The sequence below is a fragment of the Blastococcus sp. TF02-8 genome, assembly GCF_003319175.1.
Classification (GTDB): Bacteria; Actinomycetota; Actinomycetes; order Mycobacteriales; family Geodermatophilaceae; genus Blastococcus.
Window position 1 is genome coordinate 479,834 of record NZ_QOHK01000002.1, and the last position, 25,971, is coordinate 505,804.

Annotated in this window: 26 protein-coding genes and 1 pseudogene; 23 read left to right on the top strand and 4 right to left on the bottom strand. The window is 74.2% G+C overall.

Going from position 1 to position 25,971, the window contains the following annotated elements:
- Window positions 1-5 precede the first annotated feature (5 nt).
- The 3 genes from DQ237_RS06465 to DQ237_RS06475 all read left to right on the top strand — a co-directional run bounded on the left by DQ237_RS06465 (window position 6) and on the right by DQ237_RS06475 (window position 2,971).
- Window positions 6-1,607: a cytochrome c biogenesis protein ResB gene (locus tag DQ237_RS06465; RefSeq protein WP_240619449.1), complete on the top strand. Its 1,602-nt coding sequence runs from the start codon at window positions 6-8 to the stop codon at window positions 1,605-1,607.
- Window positions 1,600-2,580: a c-type cytochrome biogenesis protein CcsB gene (gene ccsB, locus DQ237_RS06470; protein ID WP_113798289.1), complete on the top strand. Its 981-nt coding sequence runs from the start codon at window positions 1,600-1,602 to the stop codon at window positions 2,578-2,580. The genes DQ237_RS06465 and ccsB overlap by 8 nt, the downstream gene beginning before the upstream one ends.
- Window positions 2,581-2,692: 112 nt before the next feature.
- Window positions 2,693-2,971 (top strand): hypothetical protein, encoded by a 279-nt coding sequence (locus DQ237_RS06475; protein WP_113798291.1) that lies wholly within the window; start codon window positions 2,693-2,695, stop codon window positions 2,969-2,971.
- An 11-nt stretch (window positions 2,972-2,982) separates the two neighbouring features.
- Here the strand turns inward: DQ237_RS06475 and DQ237_RS06480 are convergent, their stop codons facing one another.
- Complete coding sequence (locus DQ237_RS06480) at window positions 2,983-3,201, bottom strand: hypothetical protein (protein ID WP_113798293.1); 219 nt, start codon at window positions 3,199-3,201, stop codon at window positions 2,983-2,985.
- A 105-nt stretch (window positions 3,202-3,306) separates the two neighbouring features.
- Here DQ237_RS06480 and DQ237_RS06485 point away from each other — a divergent pair, with 105 nt between their 5' ends.
- Together DQ237_RS06485 and DQ237_RS06490 are read left to right on the top strand one after the other, a co-directional pair.
- The gene (locus DQ237_RS06485) at window positions 3,307-3,735 is read left to right on the top strand and encodes an Lrp/AsnC family transcriptional regulator (RefSeq protein WP_240619450.1); all 429 of its coding nucleotides are present in this window, start codon (window positions 3,307-3,309) and stop codon (window positions 3,733-3,735) included.
- Window positions 3,728-4,030, top strand: a complete 303-nt coding sequence (locus DQ237_RS06490) for a DUF4229 domain-containing protein (protein WP_113798297.1) — start codon at window positions 3,728-3,730, stop codon at window positions 4,028-4,030. Before DQ237_RS06485 ends, DQ237_RS06490 begins: the two co-directional genes overlap by 8 nt.
- A gap of 6 nt (window positions 4,031-4,036) precedes the next feature.
- On the opposite strand, the gene DQ237_RS06495 is transcribed toward DQ237_RS06490, so the two are convergent.
- Window positions 4,037-4,906: a 1,4-dihydroxy-2-naphthoate polyprenyltransferase gene (locus tag DQ237_RS06495; protein WP_113798299.1), complete on the bottom strand. Its 870-nt coding sequence runs from the start codon at window positions 4,904-4,906 to the stop codon at window positions 4,037-4,039.
- Window positions 4,906-6,021, bottom strand: coding sequence for an o-succinylbenzoate--CoA ligase (gene menE, locus DQ237_RS06500; protein ID WP_113798301.1), 1,116 nt, complete (start codon window positions 6,019-6,021; stop codon window positions 4,906-4,908). The genes DQ237_RS06495 and menE overlap by 1 nt, the downstream gene beginning before the upstream one ends.
- A gap of 39 nt (window positions 6,022-6,060) precedes the next feature.
- Here menE and DQ237_RS06505 point away from each other — a divergent pair, with 39 nt between their 5' ends.
- The 3 genes from DQ237_RS06505 to DQ237_RS19665 all read left to right on the top strand — a co-directional run bounded on the left by DQ237_RS06505 (window position 6,061) and on the right by DQ237_RS19665 (window position 8,949).
- Window positions 6,061-7,029, top strand: a complete 969-nt coding sequence (locus DQ237_RS06505) for an o-succinylbenzoate synthase (protein WP_113798303.1) — start codon at window positions 6,061-6,063, stop codon at window positions 7,027-7,029.
- On the top strand, window positions 7,026-8,696 hold the full coding sequence (menD, locus tag DQ237_RS06510) for a 2-succinyl-5-enolpyruvyl-6-hydroxy-3-cyclohexene-1-carboxylic-acid synthase (protein WP_113798305.1): 1,671 nt from the start codon (window positions 7,026-7,028) through the stop codon (window positions 8,694-8,696). The genes DQ237_RS06505 and menD overlap by 4 nt, the downstream gene beginning before the upstream one ends.
- A 112-nt stretch (window positions 8,697-8,808) precedes the next feature.
- The gene (locus DQ237_RS19665; protein WP_166509517.1) at window positions 8,809-8,949 is read left to right on the top strand and encodes a hypothetical protein; all 141 of its coding nucleotides are present in this window, start codon (window positions 8,809-8,811) and stop codon (window positions 8,947-8,949) included.
- Between the two features lie 9 nt (window positions 8,950-8,958).
- Here DQ237_RS19665 and DQ237_RS06515 read toward each other — a convergent pair whose 3' ends face one another.
- A complete protein-coding gene (locus DQ237_RS06515; RefSeq protein WP_113798307.1) occupies window positions 8,959-10,218 on the bottom strand; it encodes an isochorismate synthase MenF in 1,260 nt (419 codons plus the stop codon).
- Between the two features lie 35 nt (window positions 10,219-10,253).
- On the opposite strand from DQ237_RS06515, the gene DQ237_RS06520 reads away from it, so the two are divergent.
- From DQ237_RS06520 to nuoK, 15 genes and pseudogenes are all read left to right on the top strand, one after another.
- Complete coding sequence (locus tag DQ237_RS06520) at window positions 10,254-10,973, top strand: demethylmenaquinone methyltransferase (RefSeq protein WP_113798309.1); 720 nt, start codon at window positions 10,254-10,256, stop codon at window positions 10,971-10,973.
- Window position 10,974: 1 nt separating this feature from the next.
- Window positions 10,975-11,847, top strand: coding sequence for a DNA polymerase beta superfamily protein (locus DQ237_RS06525; RefSeq protein WP_205730096.1), 873 nt, complete (start codon window positions 10,975-10,977; stop codon window positions 11,845-11,847).
- Window positions 11,848-11,886: 39 nt separating this feature from the next.
- Window positions 11,887-13,398: an HNH endonuclease signature motif containing protein gene (locus DQ237_RS06530; protein ID WP_240619451.1), complete on the top strand. Its 1,512-nt coding sequence runs from the start codon at window positions 11,887-11,889 to the stop codon at window positions 13,396-13,398.
- A 111-nt stretch (window positions 13,399-13,509) separates the two neighbouring features.
- Window positions 13,510-14,778: a geranylgeranyl reductase family protein gene (locus tag DQ237_RS06535; protein ID WP_113798587.1), complete on the top strand. Its 1,269-nt coding sequence runs from the start codon at window positions 13,510-13,512 to the stop codon at window positions 14,776-14,778.
- 109 nt (window positions 14,779-14,887) lie between these two features.
- Window positions 14,888-15,250: an NADH-quinone oxidoreductase subunit A gene (locus DQ237_RS06540; protein ID WP_113798589.1), complete on the top strand. Its 363-nt coding sequence runs from the start codon at window positions 14,888-14,890 to the stop codon at window positions 15,248-15,250.
- Window positions 15,251-15,263: 13 nt separating this feature from the next.
- Window positions 15,264-15,815 (top strand): annotated as a pseudogene (locus DQ237_RS06545) (NADH-quinone oxidoreductase subunit B family protein); the annotation flags it as partial.
- Window positions 15,816-15,934: 119 nt separating this feature from the next.
- Entirely contained in the window at window positions 15,935-16,687 is a 753-nt protein-coding gene (locus DQ237_RS06550) for an NADH-quinone oxidoreductase subunit C (protein WP_113798313.1), read from the top strand.
- 13 nt (window positions 16,688-16,700) lie between these two features.
- Window positions 16,701-18,023, top strand: a complete 1,323-nt coding sequence (locus DQ237_RS06555) for an NADH-quinone oxidoreductase subunit D (protein WP_113798315.1) — start codon at window positions 16,701-16,703, stop codon at window positions 18,021-18,023.
- On the top strand, window positions 18,020-19,024 hold the full coding sequence (gene nuoE, locus DQ237_RS06560; protein WP_113798317.1) for an NADH-quinone oxidoreductase subunit NuoE: 1,005 nt from the start codon (window positions 18,020-18,022) through the stop codon (window positions 19,022-19,024). Before DQ237_RS06555 ends, nuoE begins: the two co-directional genes overlap by 4 nt.
- Window positions 19,025-19,026: 2 nt before the next feature.
- Window positions 19,027-20,355 (top strand): NADH-quinone oxidoreductase subunit NuoF, encoded by a 1,329-nt coding sequence (gene nuoF / locus DQ237_RS06565; RefSeq protein ID WP_113798319.1) that lies wholly within the window; start codon window positions 19,027-19,029, stop codon window positions 20,353-20,355.
- Complete coding sequence (locus DQ237_RS06570) at window positions 20,352-22,850, top strand: NADH-quinone oxidoreductase subunit G (RefSeq protein ID WP_113798321.1); 2,499 nt, start codon at window positions 20,352-20,354, stop codon at window positions 22,848-22,850. Before nuoF ends, DQ237_RS06570 begins: the two co-directional genes overlap by 4 nt.
- Window positions 22,847-24,304: an NADH-quinone oxidoreductase subunit NuoH gene (nuoH, locus tag DQ237_RS06575; RefSeq protein ID WP_113798323.1), complete on the top strand. Its 1,458-nt coding sequence runs from the start codon at window positions 22,847-22,849 to the stop codon at window positions 24,302-24,304. The genes DQ237_RS06570 and nuoH overlap by 4 nt, the downstream gene beginning before the upstream one ends.
- On the top strand, window positions 24,297-24,860 hold the full coding sequence (gene nuoI, locus DQ237_RS06580) for an NADH-quinone oxidoreductase subunit NuoI (protein WP_240619452.1): 564 nt from the start codon (window positions 24,297-24,299) through the stop codon (window positions 24,858-24,860). The genes nuoH and nuoI overlap by 8 nt, the downstream gene beginning before the upstream one ends.
- Entirely contained in the window at window positions 24,857-25,675 is an 819-nt protein-coding gene (locus DQ237_RS06585; RefSeq protein ID WP_113798325.1) for an NADH-quinone oxidoreductase subunit J, read from the top strand. Before nuoI ends, DQ237_RS06585 begins: the two co-directional genes overlap by 4 nt.
- A complete protein-coding gene (gene nuoK, locus DQ237_RS06590) occupies window positions 25,672-25,971 on the top strand; it encodes an NADH-quinone oxidoreductase subunit NuoK (RefSeq protein ID WP_113798327.1) in 300 nt (99 codons plus the stop codon). The genes DQ237_RS06585 and nuoK overlap by 4 nt, the downstream gene beginning before the upstream one ends.

Genomic DNA, 25,971 nt, shown 5'->3' on the forward strand with positions numbered 1-25,971 from the left:
GTCGGGTGGCGGGTTTCCTGCTGCGCGCCTGGCGGCGGCTGACCGCCATGCGGACGGCGATCATCCTGCTGTTCCTGCTGGCGCTCGCCGCTGTCCCGGGCTCGCTGCTGCCGCAGCGCTCGCTCTCGCAGAACAACGTGCGCGGGTACTTCGCCGACCACCCGGACCTCGCGCCGGTCCTGGACAAGCTCTACCTGTTCGACGTCTTCAGCTCGCCGTGGTTCGCCGCGATCTACCTGCTGCTCTTCATCTCCCTCATCGGGTGCGTGCTGCCGCGGGCCGCCGAGCACTTCCGGTCGCTGCGCACCCCGCCGCCGCCCGCGCCGCGCAACCTCCTGCGGCTGCCCGACTCCGGCTGCCTGGAGAGCCCGCTGGCGCCGGCCGCGGCCCTCGACGTCGTCGAGGAGGAGCTGCGGGTGCGCCGTTTCCGCGTGGTGCGCCGCGACGGGAGGCGCGGCTCTTTCGTCTCCGACGGGTCCAGCGGCCCTTCCGCCGCCGGGTCCAGCGGTGAGCTCTCGGCGGAGAAGGGCTACCTCAAGGAGACCGGCAACCTGCTGTTCCACCTCTCGCTGCTGGCACTGCTGCTCGGACTGGCCGGCGGCAAGCTGTGGGGCTACGAGGGCAGCATCCTGGTCACCGAGGGGCAGGGGTTCTGCAACTCCTTCCAGCAGTACGACACCTACTCCTCGGGTGCGCTCGTCGACAGCGGCGACCTCAACGACCTGTGCATCGACCTCGACCAGTTCCGCGCCGAGTACGAGGAGAACCTCACGGCGTCCTCGTTCACCGCCGACATCCGCTACGGCGCCCCCGGGGGCGAGGAGCGGGCGACGACGATCGGGGTCAACGAGCCGCTGCGGATCGACGGCGACCGGGTCTACGTGACCGGCCACGGCTTCAGCCCGACCTTCACCGTCACCCTCCCCGACGGCACCGCGTTCACCGACGTCTCCGCGCCGTTCCTGCCCGCCGACCAGCGCACGATGGCCAGCGAGGGCGCGCTGAAGCTGCCCGACCTCGGTGCCGGCCAGGACGACCAGCTCGCGCTCGAGGGCTTCTTCGCGCCGACCGGGCTCATGCAGGGTGGGGTGCTGACCTCGGTCGATCCGCGTCCGCTGGCGCCGCAGGTCGCGATCATCGCCTACCGCGGCTACCTCGGGCTCGACTCCGGCCTGCCCCAGTCGGTCTACTCGCTGGACGCCACCCAGATCGAGCGCGGCCGGCTGGAGCGCGTGGGCGCGGCGAACCTGTCGGTGGGGGAGTCCATGGACCTGCCCGACGGCACCCGGGTCACCTTCAGCGGCTACAAGGAGTTCGCGGCGCTCCAGTACTCGCACGACCCCGGCCAGCTCTGGGTCCTGGGCGCCGCCATCTCGCTCCTCACCGGCCTGCTCGGGCTGCTCCTGCTGCGCCGCGAGCGGGTCTTCGCCCGGGCCGAGCCCCTCACAGGGAGCGGCGGTACCGTGCTGTCGATCGCCTCGCTCACCCGCGGCGGCGGCGAGAGCGGGCCGCGGTTCACCGCGCTGTCCGCCGATCTGCAGGAGGCGCTCACCACGGCCGCCTCGCGCACCGCACCGTCCGACCCGGAGGTCCCCCCGCGTGACTGACACCTCGATGGCCGCGCTGTCCGACACGCTCTTCTCCGTGAGCGTCGCGCTCTACTCGGTGGCCCTCGTCGCCTTCTGCGCGGAGCTGGCGTTCGGGCGTCGTAGCGGTGCCGCGCCCCGCCGGGCAGTGAGCGTGGCGGCAGCAGGCGCCACGACCGGGACCGCCGGGGGAGGAGTGCTGCTCGCCGACCGTCCGTCGGACGACGAGGACGTCGCGACGCGGCGGAGCAACCGTTGGGGGGTCCTCGCCCTCGCGGTCACGGTGCTGGGGGCGCTGGCGCACGCCGGCGTCCTGGTGACCCGCGGGCTGGCGGCCGACCGCCTGCCCTGGGGCAACATGTACGAGTTCGCGACGGCGGTCGTGCTCGTGGCCGTCGTCGCCTTCACCGCGTTCGCCGTCCGGTCGCCGGCGCTCCGGCACATCGGGGTGTTCGTGCTGGCGCCGGTCATCCTCGGCCTCGTCGCGATCGGTCTGGGCCTCTACACCGAGGCGGCGCCGGTCGTGGCCGCGCTGCGCTCCTACTGGCTGGCCATCCACGTGACCGCCGCCATCCTGGGCTTCGGGATCTTCCTGGTCAGCGGGATCGCCAGCATCCTCTACCTGGTGCGCTCCCGGCCCGGTGCCGAGGAGGGCACGGGCTTCGTCTCCCGCCTGCCCTCGGCCGCGGCCCTCGACCGCCTCGCGCACCGCACCGCGGTGTTCGGTTTCCCGATCTGGACCTTCGCCGTGATCGCCGGCGCCATCTGGGCCGAGGCCGCGTGGGGTCGCTTCTGGGGCTGGGACCCCAAGGAGACCTGGTCCTTCGTCGCCTGGGTCGTCTACGCCGCCTACCTGCACGCCCGCACGACCGCGGGCTGGCGTGGTCGGCCCGCGGCATGGGTCAACGTCGTCGGCCTGGTCGTGATGATCTTCAACCTGACGTTCGTCAACCTGGTGTCGACCGGGCTGCACAGCTACGCCGGCGTGAACTGAGCCGTTCCCACGGGGAGGACCGCGCAGCAGCCCGGTGACCGTGTCGGTCGTGCGTGATTCGATGCCCGCATGGAACGGAAGCAGCAGGAACGGGTCGACGCCGAGGCGCGTCGTGGGTAGGCACACCGCGGCGGAGGACGGTTCGGCGGACCCGCTCGTGGCGGCGGCCCTCGCGCAGCGCGCGGGTGGCGCTGCCGGAGTCCACCGGGGCGAGGCCGCGGCCGATCCCCGGGAGGGCGACCTGGGCTGGCCGGCGGCCCCGCAGGCACCCGAGCCGGACGACGGCGGCAGCGTGGGCTGGCCCGGGGGCGGTTCCTCGGGCGAGGACGCGGCAGCGCCGCGGTCCGGGCGGGGCTGGCGCCGAATGTTCCGCTCGCGCGCCGCCGCCTGAGCCTGCGCAGATCAGGCGGGCGAGCCGTCGTCCCGTCGCACGCGGCGGCCCAGCTCCCGCAGGAACTCCGGGTCGTCGTCGGGCGCGACCGGGCGCACCCGGCCCTGGGTCGGACGCGGAGCCCGACGGGCCCGTCGGGCGGCCCGGGCGGGATCACCCGACACGGCCGCGGCACGCACGACCACCAGAAGGACGACGACCGCCGCCACGAGCACCACCAGGAACACCACGGTCCCACCCCCTCGTCGGACTCCAGCGTACGTCCGCCGGGGATACTCGGGGGCGACGAGCGGCACCGCGCTCGCGACCCGAGGACGGAGCACCCCATCGACGCCGTGGACCGGCAGCTGATCGACCTGCTGCGCGCCAACGGCCGCGCCAGCTACGCCGAGCTGGCCCGGCAGGTCGGCCTCTCCTCGCCCGCCGTGCACGAGCGGGTCGGCAAGCTCGAGGGGGCCGGGGTGATCACCGGCTACCGCGCCGACGTCGACCCCTCGTCGGTGGGGCTGGACGTCACCGCGCTGATCGGCGTGATCGAGAGCGACTCGGTGGACGACACCGGCCTGGAGACCGCCATGCGCGAGGTCCAGGGGATCGAGGACTGCTGGCGGGTCGCCGGGAGCGAGGGGTACGTGCTCAAGGTACGAGTGACCGACATCCCGGCACTCGAGGCCACCGTCAACGCGTTGAACCGGATCAGAGGGGTGGCACGCACCCGGACGACGGTCGTCCTGTCGACCAAGTGGGAGGGCCGTCATGGCTGAGCAGCAGGCAACGACGAACGCCGGCGCGCCGGCCGCGCCGCAGAAGGTCCTGCCGTGGCTGGTGATCTACGTGGTGGGCCGGCTGGCGATCACCGCGGCCCTGGTGCTGATCCTCTGGACGGTCGGCCTGGGCAGCTTCCCCGGGCTGCTGTTCGGGCTCCTGCTGTCGATGCCCGTCGCCTACCTGCTCCTGCGGCCCTCCCGGGACCGGCTGACCGCGGCGCTGCTGGCCCGGTCCGACGCCCGCCGCGCGGCAAAGGCGGACCTGCGCAGCCGGCTCAGCGGAGGGCAGTGAGCCCGCTCAGCTGAGGGCGAGCCCCGCGCCGAGCAGCACGCCGGTGGCCAGGGTGACCTGCCCGGTCGCCTGCAGCGCGGCGATCAGCGCCGGGCCGTGGGCACCGGACAGCACGATCCGCGCCGGCTGCACGGCCAGCGGTGCGGCGAGCAACCCCAGCAGCGCCCAGGGGTGGGCGACACCGACGCCCGCGACGACCGCGAAGGCGACGACGAACAGGCCGGCGAACAGCCGCCGGGTCGGGCGGTCGCCGAGCAGCACGGCGAGCGTCCGCTTCCCCACCTCGGCGTCGCCGGCGAGGTCGCGCAGGTTGTTGACCACCAGGATCGCCACGATCAGCAGCCCGACCGGCACGGCGACGGCGAACGCCAGCCCCTCGACGGTGCGGGTCTGCGCGTAGGTGGTGCCCACGACGGCGACCAGCCCGAAGAACACGAAGACGAAGACCTCGCCCAACGCCCGGTAGCCGTAGGGCAGCGGCCCCCCGGTGTAGGTCCAGGCCGCGGCGATGCAGGCCGCGCCCACCGCGACCAGCCACCAGGACGACAGCGCGGCGAGGGCCAGCCCGGCGACCCCGGCGACGGCGAAGGAGAGCAGCGCCGCTCCGAGGACCTGCCGGGGAGTGGCCGCGCCGGAGCCCACGAGACGCATCGGCCCGACCCGGTCGGCGTCGGTGCCGCGCGTGCCGTCGGAGTAGTCGTTGGCGTAGTTGACCGCCACCTGCAGGGCGAGCGCCACCAGCAGCGCCAGCAGCGCCGGGCCGAGCCGGAACCCGTCGAGGGCGACGGCTGCGCCGGTGCCGACGAGCACCGGGGCGACGGCTGCGGGCAGGGTGCGCGGGCGCGCGCCGGCCAGCCACTGGGCGGGGGTGGCCATCAGACCTCCGGGATCAGGGCCGCGACGGCGCGGCGGTCGGGCTTGCCGGTGTGCAGGGTGGGCACGCCGTCGATCAGGTGCAGCTCCCGCGGCGCGGCGGGGGCGCCGAGCCGCTCGGCCACCCAGGGGCGCAGGTCGGCCAGCAGCGGCGTGGCGCCGGCCGCCGGGACGACCGCGGCCACGACCCGCTGCCCCCACTCGGGATCGGGGCGGCCGAGGACGACGGCGTCGGCGACCGCGGGGTGCTCGCGCAGGGCCGCCTCGACCGCGGCCGGGGCGACGTTCACCCCGCCGGAGATCACGACGTCGTCGAGCCGGCCGAGCACGGTGAGCCGACCGTCGTCGAGCACGCCCGCGTCACGGGTGCGGAACCAGCCGTCGGCGAAGGCGGCGGCGGTGCCCTCGGGATCGCGCCGGTACCCGTGCGCGAGCACCGGGCCGGCCAGCTCGATGCCGTCGGTCACGCGGACGCCGACACCGTCGAGGGGCACGCCGTCGTAGACGCAGCCGCCGGCGGTCTCGGTCATCCCGTAGGTGGTGACGACGGCGACGCCCTCGGCACGGGCACGGTCGAGCAGCGCGGGATCGGTGGCTGCGCCACCGACCAGCACCGCGTCGAAGGCGCGGAGCGCGTCCGGCTCGGCGTCGAGGAAGCGGCGCAGCTGGGTCGGGACCAGAGAGGTGTAGAGGCGGTCGCCGGCCGGCATGCGGGCGACCGCGGAGGCCAGGGCCTCGCCGTCGGTGAGCCGGGTGGCGGGGCGGCCGGCGAGCAGGGCGCGGGAGAGCACCTGCAGCCCGGCGATCGCGGAGACCGGCAGGGCGAGCAGCCAGCTGCCGGGGCCGCCGATCCGGTCGAGGGCCGCGGTACCGGAGGCGCGCAAGGCGGCCGCCGACAGCAGCACGCCGCGGCCGCAGCCGGTGGAGCCGGAGGTGACGACGACGAGATCGGTGCCCGGCTCCAGCGGCTCGTCGGGACGCAGGGCCGCGCGGGCGGCGTCGAGGACGGCGGAGGGCCCCGAGGGGAGGACGGCCAGCGGGCGGTCGCCGTCCAGGGCGGCGCGGACGTCGTCGTCGGAGAGCTCGGCCGCGGGCACGAGGGTGAGGTGCCGAGCCACGAGGGATCAGGGTAGGCCCCGCCGAATACGCTGATCACCGTGACCGCCGCCCCCGCACCCGCGCTCCCGGCCGGGATCACCGAGGTGGCGGTCTACGAGGTGCCGCTGCGCACCCGCTTCCGCGGCATCGACGTCCGCGACGGGGTGCTGTTGCGTGGGCCCGCGGGCTGGGGCGAGTTCTCCCCGTTCTGGGACTACGACGCCGCCGAGAGCCGCCGCTGGTGGGCCGCCGCGGTCGAGGCCACCACCGAAGGCTGGCCCGCGCCGGTGCGCCACTCGGTGCCGGTGAACGTGACCGTGCCGGCGGTCGGGGCCGAGCGGGCGCACGCGATCGTGGCGGCGTCGGGCTGCCGGACCGCGAAGGTCAAGGTCGCCGAGCCGGGGCAGTCGGCTGCCGAGGACCTGGCCCGGGTCGAGGCCGTGCGGGCAGCATTGGGGCCGGGCGGCGCGATCCGGGTGGATGCCAACGCCGCCTGGGACGTCGACACCGCGGCCGCGCGGATCCGGTCGCTGGACGCCGCGGTGGGCCTGGAGTACGTCGAGCAGCCGTGCGCGACGCTCGAGGAGCTGGCCGCGCTGCGCCGCCGCATCGACGTGCGGATCGCGGTCGACGAGGGGGTCCGGCGGTCGGCCGACCCGCTGCGGGTGGACCTGCGGGAGGCCGGCGACGTCGTGGTCCTCAAGGTGCAGCCGCTGGGCGGGGTGCGGGCGGCGCTGCGGGTCGCCGAGGCGCACGGGCTGCCGTGCGTCGTCTCCTCGGCGCTGGAGTCCTCGGTCGGCATCGCGGCCGGGGTCGCGCTGGCCGCCGCGCTGCCCGAGCTGCCGTTCGCCTGCGGGCTGGCCACGGTCGCGCTGTTCACCGGCGACGTGTCGTCGTCCCCGCTGCTGCCGGTCGACGGCGCGCTGCCGGTGGTCCGCCCCGAGCCCGACCGGCTGGCGGCGCTCGCCGCTCCCGAGGGCACCGCCGCCCGCTGGCGGTCCCGGATCGACGAGGTGCTCGCCGCGTGAACCCCTCCACCGCCTTCGCGCGGGTTCTGGTCGACGAGCTGGTCCGCGGTGGCGTGACCGATGCGGTGCTGGCGCCCGGCTCCCGCTCGGCCCCGGTGGCCCTCGCGCTGGCCGCCGCCGAGCGCGACGGGCGGCTGCGGCTCTTCGTGCGCATCGACGAGCGGACGGCGGCCTTCCTGGCGCTCGGCCTGGCGAAGGCATCTGGCCGGCCCGTGCCGGTGCTGACGACGTCCGGCACCGCGACCGCGCACCTGCACGCCGCGGTGCTCGAGGCGCACGAGAGCGGGGTGCCGCTGCTCGCGCTCACCGCCGACCGGCCGCCGGAGCTCCGTGCCACGGGGGCGAACCAGACGATCGAGCAGGCGGGGCTCTACGGCGGCGCGGTGCGCTGGGCGGTCGACGTCGGGGTTCCCGAGGCCGGCCGCGAGGAGGCGCATAACCGCTACTGGCGCTCGGTGGTCGCCAAGGCGCTGGTGACGGCGTCCGGGGTGCTCTCCGGCGATCCCGGGCCGGTGCACCTGAACCTGGCGCTGCGCGAGCCGCTGATGCCCGACGACGAGGCCGGCGAGCTCGGCGGGCCGTGGGCCGGGCGGCCCGACGGCGCACCCTGGACGGTGGCCGAGCGCGCACCCGGCCACCCCGCGCCTGCGCACCGGCTGCCCCCGCGCACGCTGGTCGTCGTCGGCGACGCTGCCGCGCACGCTGCTCTCGGACTGGATGACGACTTCCCGTGGCCGGTGGTCGCCGAGCCCAGCAGCGGCCGCTGGGGCGGATCGCTGCGCGGTGGTGTGCTCCTGCTGGGCGCCCGTGACTGGCTGACCGCGCACCGGCCCGACCACGTGCTCGTGGTGGGGCGGCCGACCCTCTCCCGGCCGGTGAACGCCCTGCTCGCCGATCCCGCCGTCACGGTCGAGACGGTCACCGCCTCGCCCCGCTGGGCCGACGCGGTGCGCTCCAGCACGCGCGTCTCTCCGCTCTTCCTCCGTGCCGACGGTTACCCCGACGCCGAGTGGGCGGCGGCCTGGCGCTCGGCCGCGCAGCAGGTGGGCTCGGCGGTGGACGCCGCGTTGGACGGCTCGCCTGCGCTCACCGCCGCCCGGCTCGCCCGCGACGTCGTCGCCGCGGTGCCGTCCGGTGCGCCGCTGGTGATCGGCTCGTCCACGCCGGTGCGCGACGTCGACCGGCTGGCGGTGCCGCGGGCCGACGTCCGCGTGCTCGCCAACCGCGGCGTGGCCGGCATCGACGGCACGATCTCGACCGCCGTCGGGGCGGCGCTGACCCACGACGGGTCGTCGTTCGCGCTGATGGGGGACCTGACGTTCCTGCACGACCTCACGGGGCTGCTGCTGGGCGAGGAGGAGCGCCGTCCGGACCTCACCGTCGTCGTCCCGGACAACGACGGGGGTGGGATCTTCGCCCAGCTCGAGCCGGGGGAGGACCGCTACGCGGCGGACTACCGGCGGGTGTTCGGCACCCCGCACGGCCGCGACCTGGTGGCGGTGGCCGGATCGCTGGGCTGGGCGGCGTCCCGGGTGTCGACGCCGGCCGAGCTGAGGGAGGCCCTTACGGCCGGCGGACCGCGGGTCGTGGTCGTCGGCACCGACCAGCGCGCCGAGGCCCAGCTGGCCCGCGAGCTGCGCGAGGTGGCCGCCCGCGCACTCGGCTGAGCGGTCTTGCGCAGTTCTTGCGGTTCCCACGCGGACACCCTGCGGTGGGCGGCGCAGAGTTCTCCGTGCACGGGGGACGCGCCCCGGTGGGAGCGGTGAGAGGAGTTCGGCGATGGCCCAGGACGTGGTGCGGTCGTTCCGCCTGGTGGCGGCCACGATCGCCGTCGCGGCCGTGATCGCCGGATTCGCTCTGGGGGACACCGCACCCACCGGGGCCACCCCGACCGACATCGTGCTGGTGGAGGCCCGCTGAGCCGGTGGTTCAGCCCTCGAGCGCGGCCTGGAACGCGGCGAACTTCGACTGCGTCTCGGCCAGCTCCGCGGCCGGGTCGGAGCCCGCGACGATGCCGCAGCCCGCGAAGAGCCGGGCACTGTCGTCGCCGACCAGCTCCGCGCAGCGCAACGCCAGGCCGAACTCGCCGTTCCCCGTCGCGTCCAGCCAGCCGACCGGGCCGGCGTACCGGCCACGGTCCATGCCCTCGAGCTCGCGGATGAGCGCCGCGGCGTCCGGCGTCGGGGTACCGCAGACCGCGGCGGTCGGGTGCACCGCACCGACCAGTTCGAGCAGCCCCGCCCCGGCGGCACGCCCGGTGCCGGTCTGGGTGCCGACGACGTCGGTGGCCAGGTGCCGCACGTTCGCCAGGGTCAGCAGCTGCGGCTCGGCGGGGGCATCGAGGGCATCGCAGTAGGGCTCCAGCGCGCGCACCAGGGAGTCGACGGCGAGCGCGTGCTCGGCGCGGTCCTTCGGCGAGGCCAGCAGCGCCCGGGCCAGCCGGTCGTCCTCGGCGCCGGCGCCCCGCGGGGCGGTCCCGGCCAGCACGCGGGCGGAGAGCCGGCGGCCGGTGCGCCGCAGCAGCAGCTCGGGGGTGGCGCCCAGCAGCCCGTCGACGGCGAAGGTCCAGCAGCCGGGGAAGCGAGCGGCCAACCGGCGCAGCATCCGGCGCGGGTCGAGCGGCTCGTCGGAGGAGACCAGCAGGTCGCGGGCGAGCACGACCTTGGCCAGGTCCCCCGCGTCGATGCGGGTCACCGCCTCGGCGACCGCTGCGCACCAGCTGGCGGGGTCGAGCGCGCCGTCGGCGTAGCGGAGGCGGGGGGCCGGGCCATCGTCCACGGGGGTGGGGTCGGGGAGCTCCGGCGCGGTGCCGACGGCGGTGACCCAGCCGACGCCGTCGCGCCGTCCGACCACGACCTCGGGGACGACGAAGACCGACGTCCCGGTGGCCGGGTCGAAGGCGATGCTGCCGAAGAGCACCGGCCCGGAGCCGGGGACCGCGAGCTCGTCGTCGACGTCGAGCCCGGCGGTGAGGTCGTCCCACCAGGCGGCCGCCTCGATGAGCGCGTGGGGTCCGGTGACCTCCAGCCGGGCGGCCTCGCCCCACCCGACCAGACCCTCGCCGCGGCGCACCCAGGAGAGCCCGCCGACCGACGGCAGGAGGTCGAGCAGCTCACCGGCGGCGTCGGACCGGACCGTGGTGACGGTGCGCGACGCCGCTGCCGGGGAGGTCAGGGCGGCCGCGGTCACGGACCCAGAGTAGGAGGCCTTGTAGCGTCGATGGTGTGGCAGACCGGCGAGAGACCCAGCACACCGGGGGCCTGAGGGCCGATCTGGACAAGCGGCCGGCCGAGGTCGCGGCCATGTTCGACCGGGTCGCCAAGCGCTACGACGTCACCAACACGGTGCTCTCCGGCGGTCTCGACGCCGCGTGGCGGCGGGCCACCCGGGAGGCGCTGGGGGCCCGTCCGGGGCAGACCGTGCTCGACGTCGCGGCCGGGACGGCGGTGTCCACCGTCGAGCTGACCGCGGGGGGAGTGCGGGCGATCGCCTGCGACTTCTCCCAGGGCATGCTGCGCGCCGGCGCCGCGCGGCCGGTGCCCAAGGTCGCCGGTGATGCGATGGCCCTGCCTCTGGCCGACGAGAGCGTCGACGCCGTCGTCATCTCCTTCGGCCTGCGGAACGTCGCCGACACCGACGCCGCGCTGCGCGAGTTCCACCGGGTGACCAAGCCGGGCGGCACGCTCGTGGTCTGCGAGTTCTCCAGCCCCACCTGGGCGCCGTTCCGCACCGTCTACACCGAGTACCTGATGAGGGCCCTGCCGGCGATCGCCCGGGCGGTCAGCAGCAACCCGGAGGCCTACGTCTACCTCGCGGAGTCGATCCGGGCGTGGCCGGACCAGCCCGCGCTCGCCTCCCGCCTGCAGAGGGCCGGCTGGGCCGACGTCGCCTGGCAGAACTTGACCGGCGGCATCGTCGCGCTGCACCGCGGTCGCAAGGTCTGACGTGGGCGTGATCCTGGGGGACTGGTCGCTGCCGGGCCCCTTCGACCACCCGCACGCCTCGGAGCAGGGCCGCCGCATCGCCGAGCGTGGCACCGTGCTGCGGGCCCAGGTGGGCTCCGGGGTGCACGGGACGTCGATCAGCGGTCAGGACGACCGGGACGAGATCGGCATCTGCTTCGAGCCGCCCGAGTACGTCACCGGCCTCGCCCGCGTCCCGTCGGGCCTGTCGACGACCGCGACCGTCGAGTTCGAGCAGTACCACCGGCACACCGCCTGGGACCGCCCCGGCGGCCTGGCGAACCGGTCCGGCGCCGGCGACCTCGACGTCGTCATCTACTCGGCGCGCAAGTGGGCCCGCCTGGCGCTCTCCGGCAACCCGTCGGTCCTCCTCCTGCTCTTCGTGCCCGACGAGGAGGTCGTGTACCGGGACGAGATCGGCGTCGAGCTGGGGGAGGGGGCGCACCACTTCGTCTCCCGTCTGGCGGCGGACAAGTTCCTCGGCTACCTGCAGTCGCAGAAGGCGGCCATGACCGGGGAGGTGGGGGCTCACACGAACCGGCCGGAGCTCGTCGCCGAGCACGGCTACGACACCAAGTTCGCGATGCACGCGTTGCGGTTGGGCGTGCAGGGCGTGGAGCTGCTCACCACGGGTCGCATCACGCTGCCGGTGCCCGAGCCGGATCGCGCCCGCCTGCGGTCGGTGCGTCGCGGCGAGGTGCCGCTGGCCGAGGTGATCGCGGCGGTGGCCGACATCGAGGTCCGGTTGCAGGGGCTGCGGGAGCACTCCGACGTTCCGCCCGAACCGGACCGCGCCTGGGTCGACGGCTGGCTGCACCGTTCGTACGAGCGGTTCTGGGCCGGGCTCGGGCGCTGACCTGCCGGAACTGTCGTACCTCGAACGTATGTTCGGTCCGTGGCCGCCGTCGAGCTCTCCCGCAGCTCGATGGAGGCTGCCCTGGTCGGGTGGCTGGTCGAGCGGCCGCCGTCGGTCGCCCGGCTGTCGGTCGGTCTGCTGACTGCGGAGGAGAAGGCGGCCGAGCTGCGGCGGCTGCAGGCCCGCAGGGCCATGGACGCCGCGTACGAAGCCGAGCTGGTCATGGCGCTGGCTGCGGACCGGCCCGACACCGACGACCCGCCGCCGGGGCATCCCGGGGCACGGCGGCGCGGGCCCGGGTCACCGGTGCCGGGGACGAGTGAGTTCCTGCCGCAGGAGCTCGCCTTCGTGCTCAACTGCTCGCCGGTCTTCGCCGCCGGGCTGCTCTCGGATGCCTACCAGCTGGTCGAGCGGATGCCGGCGGTGTGGGCGGCGTGCAGCGAGGGGCGGCTGGACTGGTTCCGGGCGCGGGTGTTCGCCGACGTGCTGGGTCCCGCGTCCGACGAGGTCGTGACCGCGGTCGTCTCGGCGTTGCTCCCCGAGGCGAGCACGTTGTCCGCGGGGCAGCTCCGCCGCCGTCTGGTCGCTGCTGCGGTGGCGGCGGACGAGGAGTTCGCCGAGCGGCGCCGGATCGAGGCAGAGCGCCGGGCAGACGTGCGCACCCGGCCGAGCGCTGACGGGATGTCGGTGCTGTCCAGCGAGCTGCCGTCGGCGGTGACGGCCGCCATGTGGTCGGTGATCGACCAGGCTGCACAGCTGGCCCGCACCGCCGGGGACGACCGGCCCATCGGAGTGCTCCGGGCGGAGGCCCACGCGGCACTGGTCCTGAACCCGGGTGGTTCCCGTGGGCCCGGCTTCACCGGCCACGTCACGGTGCTCGCGCCCCTGTCGTCCCTCCGGGAGCCGGGAGCACGCACCCGGGCAGCGGATCCGACGGGCGGGAACGGGCCCGAGGTCGACGGACTCCCGATCACCGCGGCACACCTGCGAGAGCTGATGGCCGCGATCGGCGCCCTCGGGGTGCAGGCGCCACCGGGCGGAAGCCTGACGGTGGCCCTCACCGACGAGTGCGGGGTGCTGCTGGCCACCGCCACGCCGGCCGAGTTGGCGCGCCTCGCCGCGCGGGGCTGTGCGGTCCACGGTCCTGCGGCGACCTGCGCCTGCCCCGTGCTGAGTCGTCCGGCCGACCGAGAGGGGTACGACCGCTCCGCGGCGCAGGAGCGCTTCGTGCGGCTGCGGGACCGCACCTGCCGGCACCCCGGGTGCTCCCGGGCCGCTGGGCGCACCGACCTCGACCACGTCGTGTCCTACGACTGCGGTGGCCGCACCGGGTGCGACAACCTGTGCTGTCTCTGCCGCACCCACCACCGTCTGAAGACCTTCGCCCGCGGATGGCGCTTCGAACTCCTGCCGAACGGCACGCTGCAGGTCACCACGCCGAGCGGGATCACCCGCACGACCCGGCCGCCAGGTCTGCGCGATCCCTTCGATCAACCGGCGCTCCCACCAGCGCCAGCACCGGGGACGACAGCCGAACCACCCCCCTTCTGACGGGGGGATTGCGAGCTGGGTCACACCAGGTCCTAGACTCGGGACCGAGCACTTTGTGAACCATTTCACAAAGTGTGTCCGGGCTCGACGACGGAACCGGGGGTGAAGGCCATGGCGCAGCCGGGGGAGCACCGTGCCGACGTCGTCGTGGTCGGCGCCGGCCCCGCGGGTTCCAGCGCGGCCTGGCACCTCGCCCAGACGGGCCTGGACGTCGCCGTGCTGGAGAAGGCGGAGTTCCCGCGCGAGAAGGTCTGCGGCGACGGGCTGACCCCTCGCGGGGTCAAGGCGCTGCTCGACATGGGCGTGGCCACCTCGGGTCCCGGCTGGGTGCGCCGCCGCGGCCTGCGGGTGCACGGCGGCGGGCGGATCGCCGAGGTCGACTGGCCCCGGCTGGACTCCTGGCCCGACCACGGCCTCGTCCGCACCCGCATGGAGCTGGATGCGCTGCTGGCCGACCACGCCGTCGCCGCGGGCGCGCGCCTGGTCACCGGCACCACCGTCACCGAGCCCCTGCTCGACGACGACGGGCGGGTCGTCGGTGTCCGCGCGGAGGCAGGGGAGGGGCGCGAGTCGCTCACCTGGCGGGCGCAGCTCGTGGTCTCCGCCGAAGGCCTCTCCGGTCGGCTGGGCAAGAGCCTGGGCCTGCAGCGCCGCACCGATCGACCGCTGGGCGTCGCCGTCCGCCGGTACGTGCGCAGCCGGCGATCGGAGGACCAGTACCTGGACATCGCCTTCGACCTGACCGCCGAGGGCCCGACGCGCGACTCCATGCCCGGCTACGGCTGGATCTTCGGCATGGGCGACGGCACCGCCAACGTCGGCTACGGACTCCTCGACACCCGCCGCGGCACCGGCGCCGACCGGAAGGCGATCCTCCGGCGCTGGCTGGACCTCTTCCCCGCAGAGGAGGGACTGCGCGAGGAGGACTCCGTCAGCCCGCTGCGGGGCGCCGGACTGCCCATGGCGCTCAGCCGCGGCCCGGCCTACACCCGGGGGCTGCTGCTCGCCGGTGACACCGCCGGCACCGTGAACCCGTGCAACGGGGAGGGCATCAGCTACGCCCTGGAGAGCGGACGCATGGCTGCCGAGGCCGCCGTCGAGGCGCTCGCCGCTCCGACCGCGGACGCACGCGAGGCGGCGCTGCAGCGGTACCCGGAGCGGCTGCGCGGGGAGGTCGGCCGGCACCACCGGCTCGGCATGGGCTTCCTGGCCCTGCTCGCGCACCCCGGCGTCGTCCGCTTCGCCACCGCGCGGGGGCTGAGCCGTCCGAAGCTGGTCGACGGGGCGCTCCGGCTCATGGGCAACCTGACCGACGGCCGAGACGGCGACGCCGTGGACCGCGCGCTCGCCGTCCTCCTCCGCCTGACCCCGGCGGCATGACCGTGCCAGCCGCATTTCCGGCCCCCGGGTCGACGAATCGACCCGACACGAACGCTCCGTGTCCCCATCGTGACCCGGACGTGACCCAACTCACCCTAGGGTGCCGCTGATGCTCTCGACCTACGTCCCGATCGTCGGGCTCTTCGCGCTGGCGGCGGCGTTCGCGCTGTTCTCCGTCACCGCGGCTCCCTACGTCGGCCCGCGCCGGTACAACCGGTCCAAGCTCGAGGCCTACGAGTGCGGCATCGAGCCGGTCGACCAGCCGCTCACCGGCGGCCGCTTCCCGGTCAAGTACTACCTGACGGCGATGCTGTTCATCGTCTTCGACATCGAGATCGTCTTCCTCTACCCGTGGGCCGTGCACAACGAGGCGCTGGGCGTCTTCGGCCTGGTCGAGATGGCGGTCTTCATCGCCACCGTGTTCATCGCCTACGCGTACGTGTGGCGCCGCGGCGGCCTGGAATGGGACTGACGGGGATCTGACGATGGGACTCGAGGAGAAGCTGCCCAGCGGCGTGCTGCTGACCAGCGTGGAGAAGCTGGTCAACTGGACGCGGAAGTCCTCGCTGTGGCCGGCCACGTTCGGACTGGCCTGCTGCGCGATTGAGATGATGGCCTCGGGTGCGGGCCGCTACGACCTCGCCCGGTTCGGCATGGAGGTCTTCCGGGCCTCGCCGCGCCAGGCCGACCTGATGATCGTCGCCGGCCGGGTGAGCCAGAAGATGGCGCCGGTCCTGCGGCAGATCTACGACCAGATGCCCGAGCCGCGCTGGGTGCTGGCGATGGGCGTCTGCGCCAGCTCCGGCGGCATGTTCAACAACTACGCCGTCGTCCAGGGCGTCGACCACATCGTGCCGGTGGACATGTACCTCCCCGGCTGCCCGCCGCGGCCGGAGATGCTGATGGACGCCATCCTCAAGCTGCACCACAAGATCCAGCACGAGCCGCTGGGCGCCAAGCGCGAGCGGCAGCTGGCGCGGGACCGCGCGGAGGGCCGGGCGAAGGACCTGCTGGTCGAGATGCCCTCCACCGTGCGCGCGAACAAGGACCTCCGCCGCGCCTACGAGGAGGCCGCCGCGCAGGGCCGCACCGGCCAGTTCGCGATCGAGCAGCGCGGCGGCAACGCCGTGCTCCTCCCGGGTGAGCGGGGCCCGGAGTGAGCAACGACGGCGGGTCGGACGTCGTCCCCGGTCGCGAGGAGGCCGGGTACGACGACGCCACCGCGGCCGGTGGCGGCTTCCGCAAGGGAGCCTTCGGCGTCAGCGGCAGCGGTGACACCTCCGGCTTCGGCGGGCTGGTCCGCGTCGAGCCCGGCGGCGCGGTCGCGCTGCACTCCACCGAGCGGCCCTACGGCGGTTGGTTCGACGAGGTCACCGACGCGCTGATCGAGGCCGTCGGTCAGGCCACCTACGACGCCGCCGTCCAGCGGGTCCTGGTCGACCGGGGCGAGATCACCTACTTCGTCGGCCGCGAGCACCTGCTGCCCCTCGTGCAGGCGCTGCGCGACGACGAGGCGCTGCGCTTCGAGCTGCTGTCCAGCGTCTCGGGCGTCGACTACCTCGACAGCGGCGGCCCCGCGGTGACCCCCGGCCGACCCCGGCTGCACGTCGTCTACCACCTGACCTCGATGACCTACCGGCGCCGGATCCGGCTGGAGGTCGCCGTCACCGCCGAGGACCCGCACGTCCCCTCGGTGACCGGCACCTACCCGACGGCGGACTGGCACGAGCGGGAGGCCTTCGACATGTTCGGGATCGTCTTCGACGGCCACCCGGGCCTGACCCGGATCCTCATGCCGGACGACTGGGACGGGCACCCCCAGCGCAAGGACTACCCCCTCGGCGGCATCCCGGTCGAGTACCACGACGCGACCATCCCGCCGCCCGACACACGTCGGGCCTACAGGTGAACGGGGCGTACCGATGACGACCACCCAGGACCCCTACGCCGGCTCCCGGGAGACCACCGAGGGGCGGGTCTACACCGTCACCGGTGGCGACTGGGACGCCACGCTCGGCGCCGACCCCCACGAGAACGAGCGGCTCGTGGTCAACATGGGCCCGCAGCACCCCTCCACCCACGGCGTGCTGCGGCTCGTGCTCGATCTCGAGGGCGAGACGGTGACCAAGGCCCGCGTGGTCATCGGCTACCTGCACACCGGCATCGAGAAGAACACCGAGTACCGCAACTGGGTGCAGGGCACGACCTTCGTGACCCGCATGGACTACCTCGCCCCGCTGTACAACGAGGCCGGCTACTGCATGGCGGTCGAGAAGCTGCTCGGGATCGAGGTGCCCCAGCGCGCGCAGACCATCCGTGTGCTGGTCATGGAGATCAACCGGATCGCCTCGCACCTGGTGGGCCTGGCCACCGGCGGCATGGAGCTCGGCGCGCTGACCGCCATGACCAACGGGTTCCGCGAGCGGGAGATGTGCCTGGACCTCCTCGAGGAGATCACCGGCCTGCGGATGAACCACGCCTACATCCGGCCCGGCGGGCTGGCCCAGGACCTGCCCGAGGGCGCGGTCGAGCACATCCGCGAGTTCCTCGAGGTCATGCCGAAGCGGGTGGCCGACTTCCACCGGATGCTCACCGGGCAGCCGATCTGGCAGCGCCGGCTCAAGGACGTCGGCTACCTCGACGTCACCGGCTGCCTCGCCCTCGGCGTGACCGGTCCGATCCTGCGCTCCGCGGGCCTGCCCTGGGACATGCGCAAGGTGGAGCCCTACCTGGGCTACGAGACCTACGACTTCGAGGTGCCGACCGCCGACACCTGCGACGCCTGGGGCCGCTACCTGGTGCGCATGGCCGAGGTGAACGAGTCGCTGAAGCTCATCGGCCAGGCGCTGGACCGGCTCGAGCCCGGCCCGGTGATGGTCGAGGACCGCAAGATCGCCTGGCCGGCGCAGCTGGCGCTCGGGCCCGACGGCATGGGCAACTCCCACGAGCACGTCGCGCACATCATGGGCCAGTCGATGGAGGCCCTGATCCACCACTTCAAGCTGGTCACCGAGGGCTTCCGGGTGCCGGCGGGCCAGGTCTACGTGCCGATCGAGTCGCCCCGCGGCGAGCTCGGCTACCACGTCGTCAGCGACGGGAGCACCCGCCCGTGGCGCGTCCACGTGCGCGACCCCAGCTTCGTGAACCTGCAGGCCACGGCGGCGATGAGCGAGGGCGGCATGATCGCCGACGTCATCGCCGCGATCGCCTCGATCGACCCGGTGATGGGAGGTGTCGACCGGTGAGTGCGCTCCCTGGTTCGGCAGAAGGAACCGCGGTCACGGGGCTCGACTCCAGCCCCGTCGAGCCGGCGCCCGCGGACCTGCCGCCGCTGACCGAGCAGACGCGTCTCGAGGCGCGGGAGATCATCGCCCGCTACCCGGTCGCGCGCTCGGCGCTGCTGCCGATGCTGCACCTGGTGCAGAGCTACCAGGGCTACGTCAGCCCCGAGGGCGTCGCGCTGTGCGCCGAGGAGCTGCGTCTGACCAAGGCCGAGGTCGGCGCGGTGGCGACCTTCTACACGATGTACAAGCGCCGCCCGACCGGCCGGCACATCGTGAGCGTCTGCACCAACACGCTGTGCGCCGTCCTCGGCGGCCAGCGGATCATGGACGCGCTCTCGGCCGACCTCGGCGTGCACCACGACGAGACCGCCGCCGACGGCTCGATCACCCTCGAGCACGCCGAGTGCCTGGCTGCCTGCGACTACGCGCCGGTCGTCACCGTCGACTACGAGTTCTACGACCAGCAGGACGTCGAGAGCGCCCGCGCCCTGGTCGCGGCCCTGCGTCGCGGCGAGAAGCCGCACCCGACCCGCGGCGCCCCGCTGACCGACTTCCGCGGCGTCTCCCGGCAGCTGGCCGGTTTCACCCAGTACGAGGACCCGGACGCCGCCGTCGACGCGCCGGGCCACTACGAGCCCACCCTGCGCGGGCTCCGGCTGGGGGCCGAGCGCGGTGAGTCCGCCCCGCCGATGCCGCGCCCGTCCGCGCCGGCGCCGGACACCCGGGAGCCCGCCGCCACCGTCGCGCCCTCGGGCGGGACGGGGGAGACACCGGGCCGCGAGGCGGCCGACGCGCGCGTGGCCGCCGCCGACACCCCGGCCGAGAAGGCGGGCGCAGCCGGATCGCACCCCGACGCACCCGAGCCCGCCGGCCGGTCGCTCGCCGACCAGGACGACGGCACCGACACGCCCGCGGGGTCCGAGCCGGGCACGTCCGGCCAGGGTCCGCAGAGGGAGGCCTGACCATGCCCCTGAGCCCCGTCCTCACCTCCCGGTGGGGGGCCGACCAGTCGTGGCGGCTGGCGACCTACGAGTCGCTGGACGGCTACGCCGCGCTGCGCACCGCGCTCTCGATGACCCCCGACGAGCTGGTCACGATGGTCAAGGACTCCGGTCTGCGCGGCCGCGGCGGTGCCGGCTTCCCGACCGGCATGAAGTGGAGCTTCATCCCGCAGCCCAAGCCGGGGGAGACCCCGACCGGTCCGGCGGCGATGCCCAAGTACCTCGTGGTCAACGCCGACGAGGGCGAGCCGGGCACCTGCAAGGACCTGCCGCTGATGATGGCCGACCCGCACTCGCTCATCGAGGGCGTGATCATCTCCGCGTACGCGATCCGGTCGGAGTTCGCCGTCATCTACGTCCGCGGGGAGGCGGTGCACGCCCACCGGCGGCTGATGAACGCCGTGGCCGAGGCCTACGCCGCCGGATACCTCGGCACGGACATCCTCGGCACCGGCTACGACCTGGAGCTGGTCGTGCACGCGGGCGCCGGCGCCTACATCTGCGGCGAGGAGACGGCGCTGCTCGACTCGCTCGAGGGCTACCGCGGCCAGCCCCGCCTCAAGCCGCCGTTCCCGGCCGTCGCCGGGCTGTACGGCGCGCCGACGGTCATCAACAACGTGGAGACGCTGGCCAGCGTGCCGTTCGTCGTCCGCGGCGGGGCGGAGTGGTTCAAGGCCTTCGGGCCGGAGAAGTCACCCGGCCCGAAGATCTACTCGCTCTCGGGCCGCGTGGTCCGTCCCGGCCAGTACGAGGCCCCCATGGGGACGACGATGCGCGAGCTGCTGGAGATGGCCGGCGGCGTCCGCCCCGGGCACGAGCTGAAGTTCTGGACCCCGGGCGGCTCCTCGACCCCGTACTTCACCCCCGAGCACCTCGACGTCCCGCTGGACTTCGACTCGGTCGCGGCGGCGGGCTCCATGCTCGGCACCACCGCGCTGATGGTCTTCGACGAGACCGACTCGATCGTCGAGGCCACCCTGCGCTTCACCCAGTTCTACGCGCACGAGAGCTGCGGCAAGTGCACCCCCTGCCGGGAGGGCACCTACTGGCTGGTCCAGATCCTGCAGCGGCTGGTCGACGGCCAGGGCACCGCCGCCGACCTCGACCTCCTGGTCGACACCTGCGACAACATCCTCGGCCGGTCGTTCTGCGCGCTGGGCGACGGCGCGACCAGCTGCATCTCCAGCTCGCTGAAGTACTTCAAGGACGACTACGTCGCCTTGCTGCCGCCCGAGGAGCAGGCCCGCCTGGGTCGCAGCCTCCGACTCGAGCCCGTGGGGGCCGCCTCGTGACCCTGACCAACCCCACGCCGGCGCCCGCCGTCCCCCCGGGCGCACCGGGGCCGCACACGCCGCCGGACGCCGTCCACTGCACCATCGACGGCTTCGACGTCGCGGTGCCGAAGGGCACGCTGATCATCCGGGCCGCCGAGATGATCGGTGTGCAGATCCCGCGGTTCTGCGACCACCCGTTGCTGGAGCCGGTCGGCGCCTGCCGGCAGTGCCTCGTCGAGGTCGAGGGGCAGCGCAAGCCGGTCGCCTCGTGCACGATGCCCGTCACCGACGGCATGGCGGTGCGCACCCAGCTCTCCAGCCCCGTCGCCGACAAGGCGCAGCAGGGCACGATGGAGCTGCTGCTGATCAACCACCCGCTCGACTGCCCCGTCTGCGACAAGGGCGGCGAGTGCCCGCTGCAGAACCAGGCCATGAGCAACGGGCGCACCGAGAGCCGGTTCGAGGGCGAGAAGCGCACCTATCCCAAGCCCCTGCCGATCAGCACCGAGATCCTGCTCGACCGCGAGCGCTGCGTGCTGTGCGCCCGGTGCACCCGGTTCTCCGAGCAGGTGGCCGGCGACCCGTTCATCGAGCTGTTCGAGCGCGGCGCCCTGCAGCAGGTCGCGATCTACCAGGACGAGCCGTTCGAGTCCTACTTCTCCGGCAACACCACCCAGATCTGCCCGGTCGGCGCCCTGACCAGCGCCCAGTACCGGTTCCGCGCCCGGCCGTTCGACCTGCGCAGCGAGCCCAGCGTGTGCGAGCACTGCGCCTCGGGCTGCGCGATGCGCACCGACTACCGCCGGGGCAAGGTCACCCGCCGGCTGGCGGGTGAGGACCCGGCGGTCAACGAGGAGTGGACCTGCGACAAGGGGCGCTACGCGTTCCGCTACGCCACCAGCAACGAACGGCTGACCACTCCGCTGGTGCGCGGCGCCGACGGCGAGCTGCGGCCGGCGTCCTGGCCCGAGGCATGGGCGGCCGCCGCCGCTGGGCTGGCGCAGGCCCGCGCCGAGGGCGGGGTCGGCGTCCTGCCGGGCGGACGGCTCACCCTCGAGGACGCCTACGCCTGGGCCACCTTCGCGCGCGTGGCGCTGGGCACCAACGACGTCGACGCCCGGGCGCGAGCCCACTCGGCCGAGGAGCTCTCGTTCCTGGAGGCCGCCGTCGCCGGCACCGGTCCGGTCACCGGGGCGGTCACCTACGACGACCTCGGTGCCGCCTCGGCGGTCCTGCTCGCCGGGCTCGAGCCGGAGGAGGAGTCACCGATCCTCTTCCTGCGGCTGCGCCGGGCGGTGCGCACCGGGAAGCTCGCCGTCTTCGACCTCGCGCCCTTCGCGACCCGCGCCGCCGAGAAGCTGCAGGCCACGGTGCTCGCCACGCTGCCCGGTGCCGAGGCCCGGTCGCTGCGGGCGCTGGCCGAGGGCACCTGGGGCGGTCCGGCCGTCGAGGCCCTCCGGGAGCCCGGCGCGGTGCTGCTCGCCGGTGAGCGGCTGGCCGAGGTGCCCGGCGCGCTCACGGCCCTCGTGGCGCTCTCCCGCGCCACCGGAGCGCGGTTGGCCTGGGTGCCCCGCCGCGCCGGTGAGCGCGGGGCGGTCGAGGCCGGGGCGCTGCCGAACCTCCTCCCCGGCGGCCGCAGCATCGGCGACGCGCAGGCGCGCGCCGAGGTGGCCGCGCTGTGGGGCATCGACCCCGCTGCGGTGCCGAGCGCTCCGGGCCGTGACCTGACGGCCATCCTCACCGCCGCGCGCAGCGGCCGGCTCCCCGGCCTGCTCGTCGGTGGCGTGGACCCGGCGGACCTGCCCGACCCGGCCCTCGCGATCGCGGCACTGGACGCGGCCGCGTTCGTCGTGAGCCTGGAGATGTTCCCGAGCGCAGTGACGGAGCGGGCCGACGTCGTCCTCCCGGTCGCCGCCGCACCGGAGAAGGCGGGCACCTACCTCGACTGGGAGGGCCGCGCCCGGCCCTTCGACGCCACCCTCCACGGCACCGGGATGCTCACCGACGGGCGGGTCCTGCACGGCCTGGCCGAGGAGATGGACGTCGACCTGCGGCTGCCGACCCCGGCAGCCGCTCGCGCCGCGATGCTGGCGCTCGGCGCCCGCCGCTCACCGGCCGCCGGGGCGCCGGACGTCCCGGCGCCGGCCGCCCCGGTGCTGCGCGAGGACGAGGCGCTGCTGGCCAGCTGGCGGCAGCTGCTCGACGTCGGCACCCTGCAACGGGACGAGCCGGAGCTCGCCGGGACCGCCCGCCGTCCGGTCGCGCGGATCGGGGCGCAGACCGCCGCCCGCCTCGGCCTGGCCGACGGCGACCGCGTCACGGTGGCCGGCGCCACCGGCTCGGTCACCCTGCCGGTGCGCATCACCCCGATGCCCGAGCAGGTGGTGTGGCTGCCCATGCGCTCGCCGGGCAGCGAGATCCGGACCGGGCTGGGCACCGGGCCCGGCGGCATCGTGCGGCTGGCCCGCACCGGCGAACCGGTGACCGCCGACGTCACGGGAGGCACGCGATGAACCTGTGGGCCGCGCCCGACCAGCCCACGCTGGAGGACTTCGGGCACGACGTCTGGTGGATCGTGCTCGTCAAGATCGTCGGGGTCTTCGGGCTCCTGGTGCTGATGACGCTGTTCGCGATCGTGTTCGAGCGCAAGGTCGTCGCCCGCATGCAGCAGCGGATCGGCCCCAACCGGGTCGGCCCGCGCGGCTACCTGCAGAGCCTCGCCGACGGCCTGAAGCTGGCGTTCAAGGAAGACATCATGCCGGCGCTGGCGGACAAGCCGGTCTACTTCCTGGCTCCGGTCATCGCCGCGATCCCCGCGTTCCTGGCCTTCTCGGTGATCCCGCTCGGCCCGACGGTCAGCATCTTCGGCGAGCGCACTCCGCTGCAGCTCACCGACGCCCCCATCGGCGTCCTGGTCGTCCTCGCCTGCTCGGCCATGGGCGTCTACGGCATCGTGCTGGCCGGCTGGGCCTCGGGCTCCACCTACCCGCTGCTCGGCAGCCTGCGCAGCGCCGCCCAGATGGTCAGCTACGAGATCGCGATGGGTCTGTCCATCGTCGCGGTGTTCCTCTACGCCGGCTCGATGTCCACCTCGGAGATCGTCGCCGCGCAGGCCGACGGCAACCGGCTGGACTTCTTCGGCGCGGAGTTCACCGGGCCGAGCTGGTTCGCGGTGCTGCTGCCCGTCTCGTTCGTCATCTACGTGATCGCCGTCGTCGGCGAGACCAACCGGGCGCCGTTCGACCTGCCCGAGGCCGAGAGCGAGCTGGTCGGCGGGTTCCACACCGAGTACTCGTCGCTGAAGTTCGCGCTGTTCTTCCTCGCCGAGTACATCAACATGGTCACCGTCTCCGCCCTGGCCGCGACGCTGTTCCTCGGCGGCTGGCGGGCGCCGTGGCCGATCTCGATCTGGGACGGCGCCAACACCGGCTGGTGGCCGCTGCTGTGGTTCTTCCTCAAGGTCGTGGCGGCGCTGTTCGTCTTCATCTGGCTGCGCGGCACGCTGCCCCGGCTGCGCTACGACCAGTTCATGCGCTTCGGGTGGAAGGTCCTGGTACCGACGGCGCTGGTCTGGATCCTCGTCGTCGCCACCATGCGCACCGTCTCCCGCGAGGCGGACCTCTCCACCGGTCAGATCGCGCTGTTCGTCGGCGTCCCGGCCGCGCTGCTGGTCCTCGCCGGGCTGCTGGTCGCCAGCCGGTCGGCCAACCGCGACACCCGGGTGATGGCCGAGCAGGCGTCCGCCGGCGCGGTGCACGCCACCGATCCCGAGCCCGACGTGCTGCCCCCGGTGGGCGCGCGTCGCGGTGGCCCCCGCCGCGCGGAGGGCGGTTTCCCGGTGCCGCCCATGGACCTGACGGTGCCGCCGTCACCGCGCATCCGCCGGGAGAGCGGCGAGACCGGCGCGACCGTGGTCGGCACCGGCCGCCGCGGCACCGCCACGATCGAGGAGGACGGCGATGTCTGAGATCGAGCGCGCTCCGGCGAAGGCCGCCCGGCCGGCGCTGCGCGACGCCGTGACCCCGGCTCCGGCCCAGGGGTTCGGTGTCACCTTCGCGCAGATCTTCCGCACGGTGACCACCGAGCAGTACCCGTTCGAACCCAAGGTGACCAAGCCGCGCTACCACGGGCGGCACGTGCTCAACCGGCACCCCGACGGGTTGGAGAAGTGCGTCGGCTGCGAGCTCTGCGCCTGGGCGTGCCCGGCGGACGCGATCTACGTGGAGGGTGGCGACAACACCGAGGAGGCCCGCTACTCACCCGGTGAGCGGTACGGCGCGGTCTACCAGATCAACTACCTGCGCTGCATCTTCTGCGGGCTGTGCATCGAGGCCTGCCCCACCCGGTCGCTGACGATGAGCAACGACTTCGAGCTGGCCGACGACGACCGCCGCGACCTGATCTACACCAAGGAACAGCTCATGGCCCCGCTGCTGCCCGGCATGGAGGCACCCCCGCACGCCATGCGCCTGGGCGAGGACGAGAAGGACTACTACCTGCGCGCACCGGAGGCCCGCTCGTGACCCCCGAGGCAGCCGACGTCGTCATCGGCACCGGCGAGGCCGTCGTCTTCTGGATCCTGGGCCCCATCGCGCTGGCCGGGGCGCTCGGCATGGTCTTCAGCCGCAACGCCGTGCACTCCGCGCTGTGGCTGGTCAACACGATGCTGGCGCTGGGCGTGTTCTACGTCGTCCAGTCCGCCCCGTTCCTCGGCGCGGTGCAGATCATCGTCTACACCGGCGCGATCATGATCCTCTTCCTCTTCGTGCTGATGCTGGTCGGACGCGACTCGTCGGACTCGGTGGTGGAGACGCTGCGCGGGCAACGGATCGCGGCCACCGTGCTGGGCCTGGGCTTCGCCGGCCTCGTGGGTGCCGGCATCGCCCGGGCCACCCAGGACCTGCCCGTGGCCGGGCTGGACGAGGCGCAGGGCGAGGGCAACATCGCCGCGATCGCCGAGCTGCTCTTCACCCGCTACCTGCTGGCCTTCGAGGTCACCAGCGCGCTGCTCATCACCGCCGCCGTCGGGGCCATGGTCCTGGCCCACATCGAGCGGGAGCCCGGCAGCCGGCAGACCCAGAAGGAGCTCTCCCGCGCCCGGTTCCTGACCAGCGACCGTCCGCAGACCCTCCCCGGGCCCGGCGTCTACGCCCGGGCCAACTCGGTGGCCGCCCCCGCCCTGCTGCCCGACGGCCGGACGCTCGACGAGACGGTGGCCACCGGCGTCGACCCCCAGGAGGTCCAGCAGATGCCCCGACCCACCGGCCGCGAGCAGCTGGGCAGCCCCGACGCCGCGCTCGGCACGCTCACCCCGGCCGACGGCGGGGAGGAGCGGTGACCATCAGCTACTACCTGGTGCTCGCCGCGATCCTCTTCACGATCGGCGCGGTCGGGGTCCTGGTCCGCCGCAACGCCATCGTCGTGTTCATGTGCATCGAGCTGATGCTCAACTCGGTGAACCTGACGCTGGTGACCTTCGCCCGGGCCGGCGGGACGGTCGACGGCCAGATCATGGCGTTCTTCGTCATGGTCGTCGCTGCCGCCGAAGTGGTCATCGGCCTGGCCATCATCATGTCGATCTACCGGACCCGCAGGTCCGCCTCGGTCGACGACGCCAACCTCCTGAAGTACTGA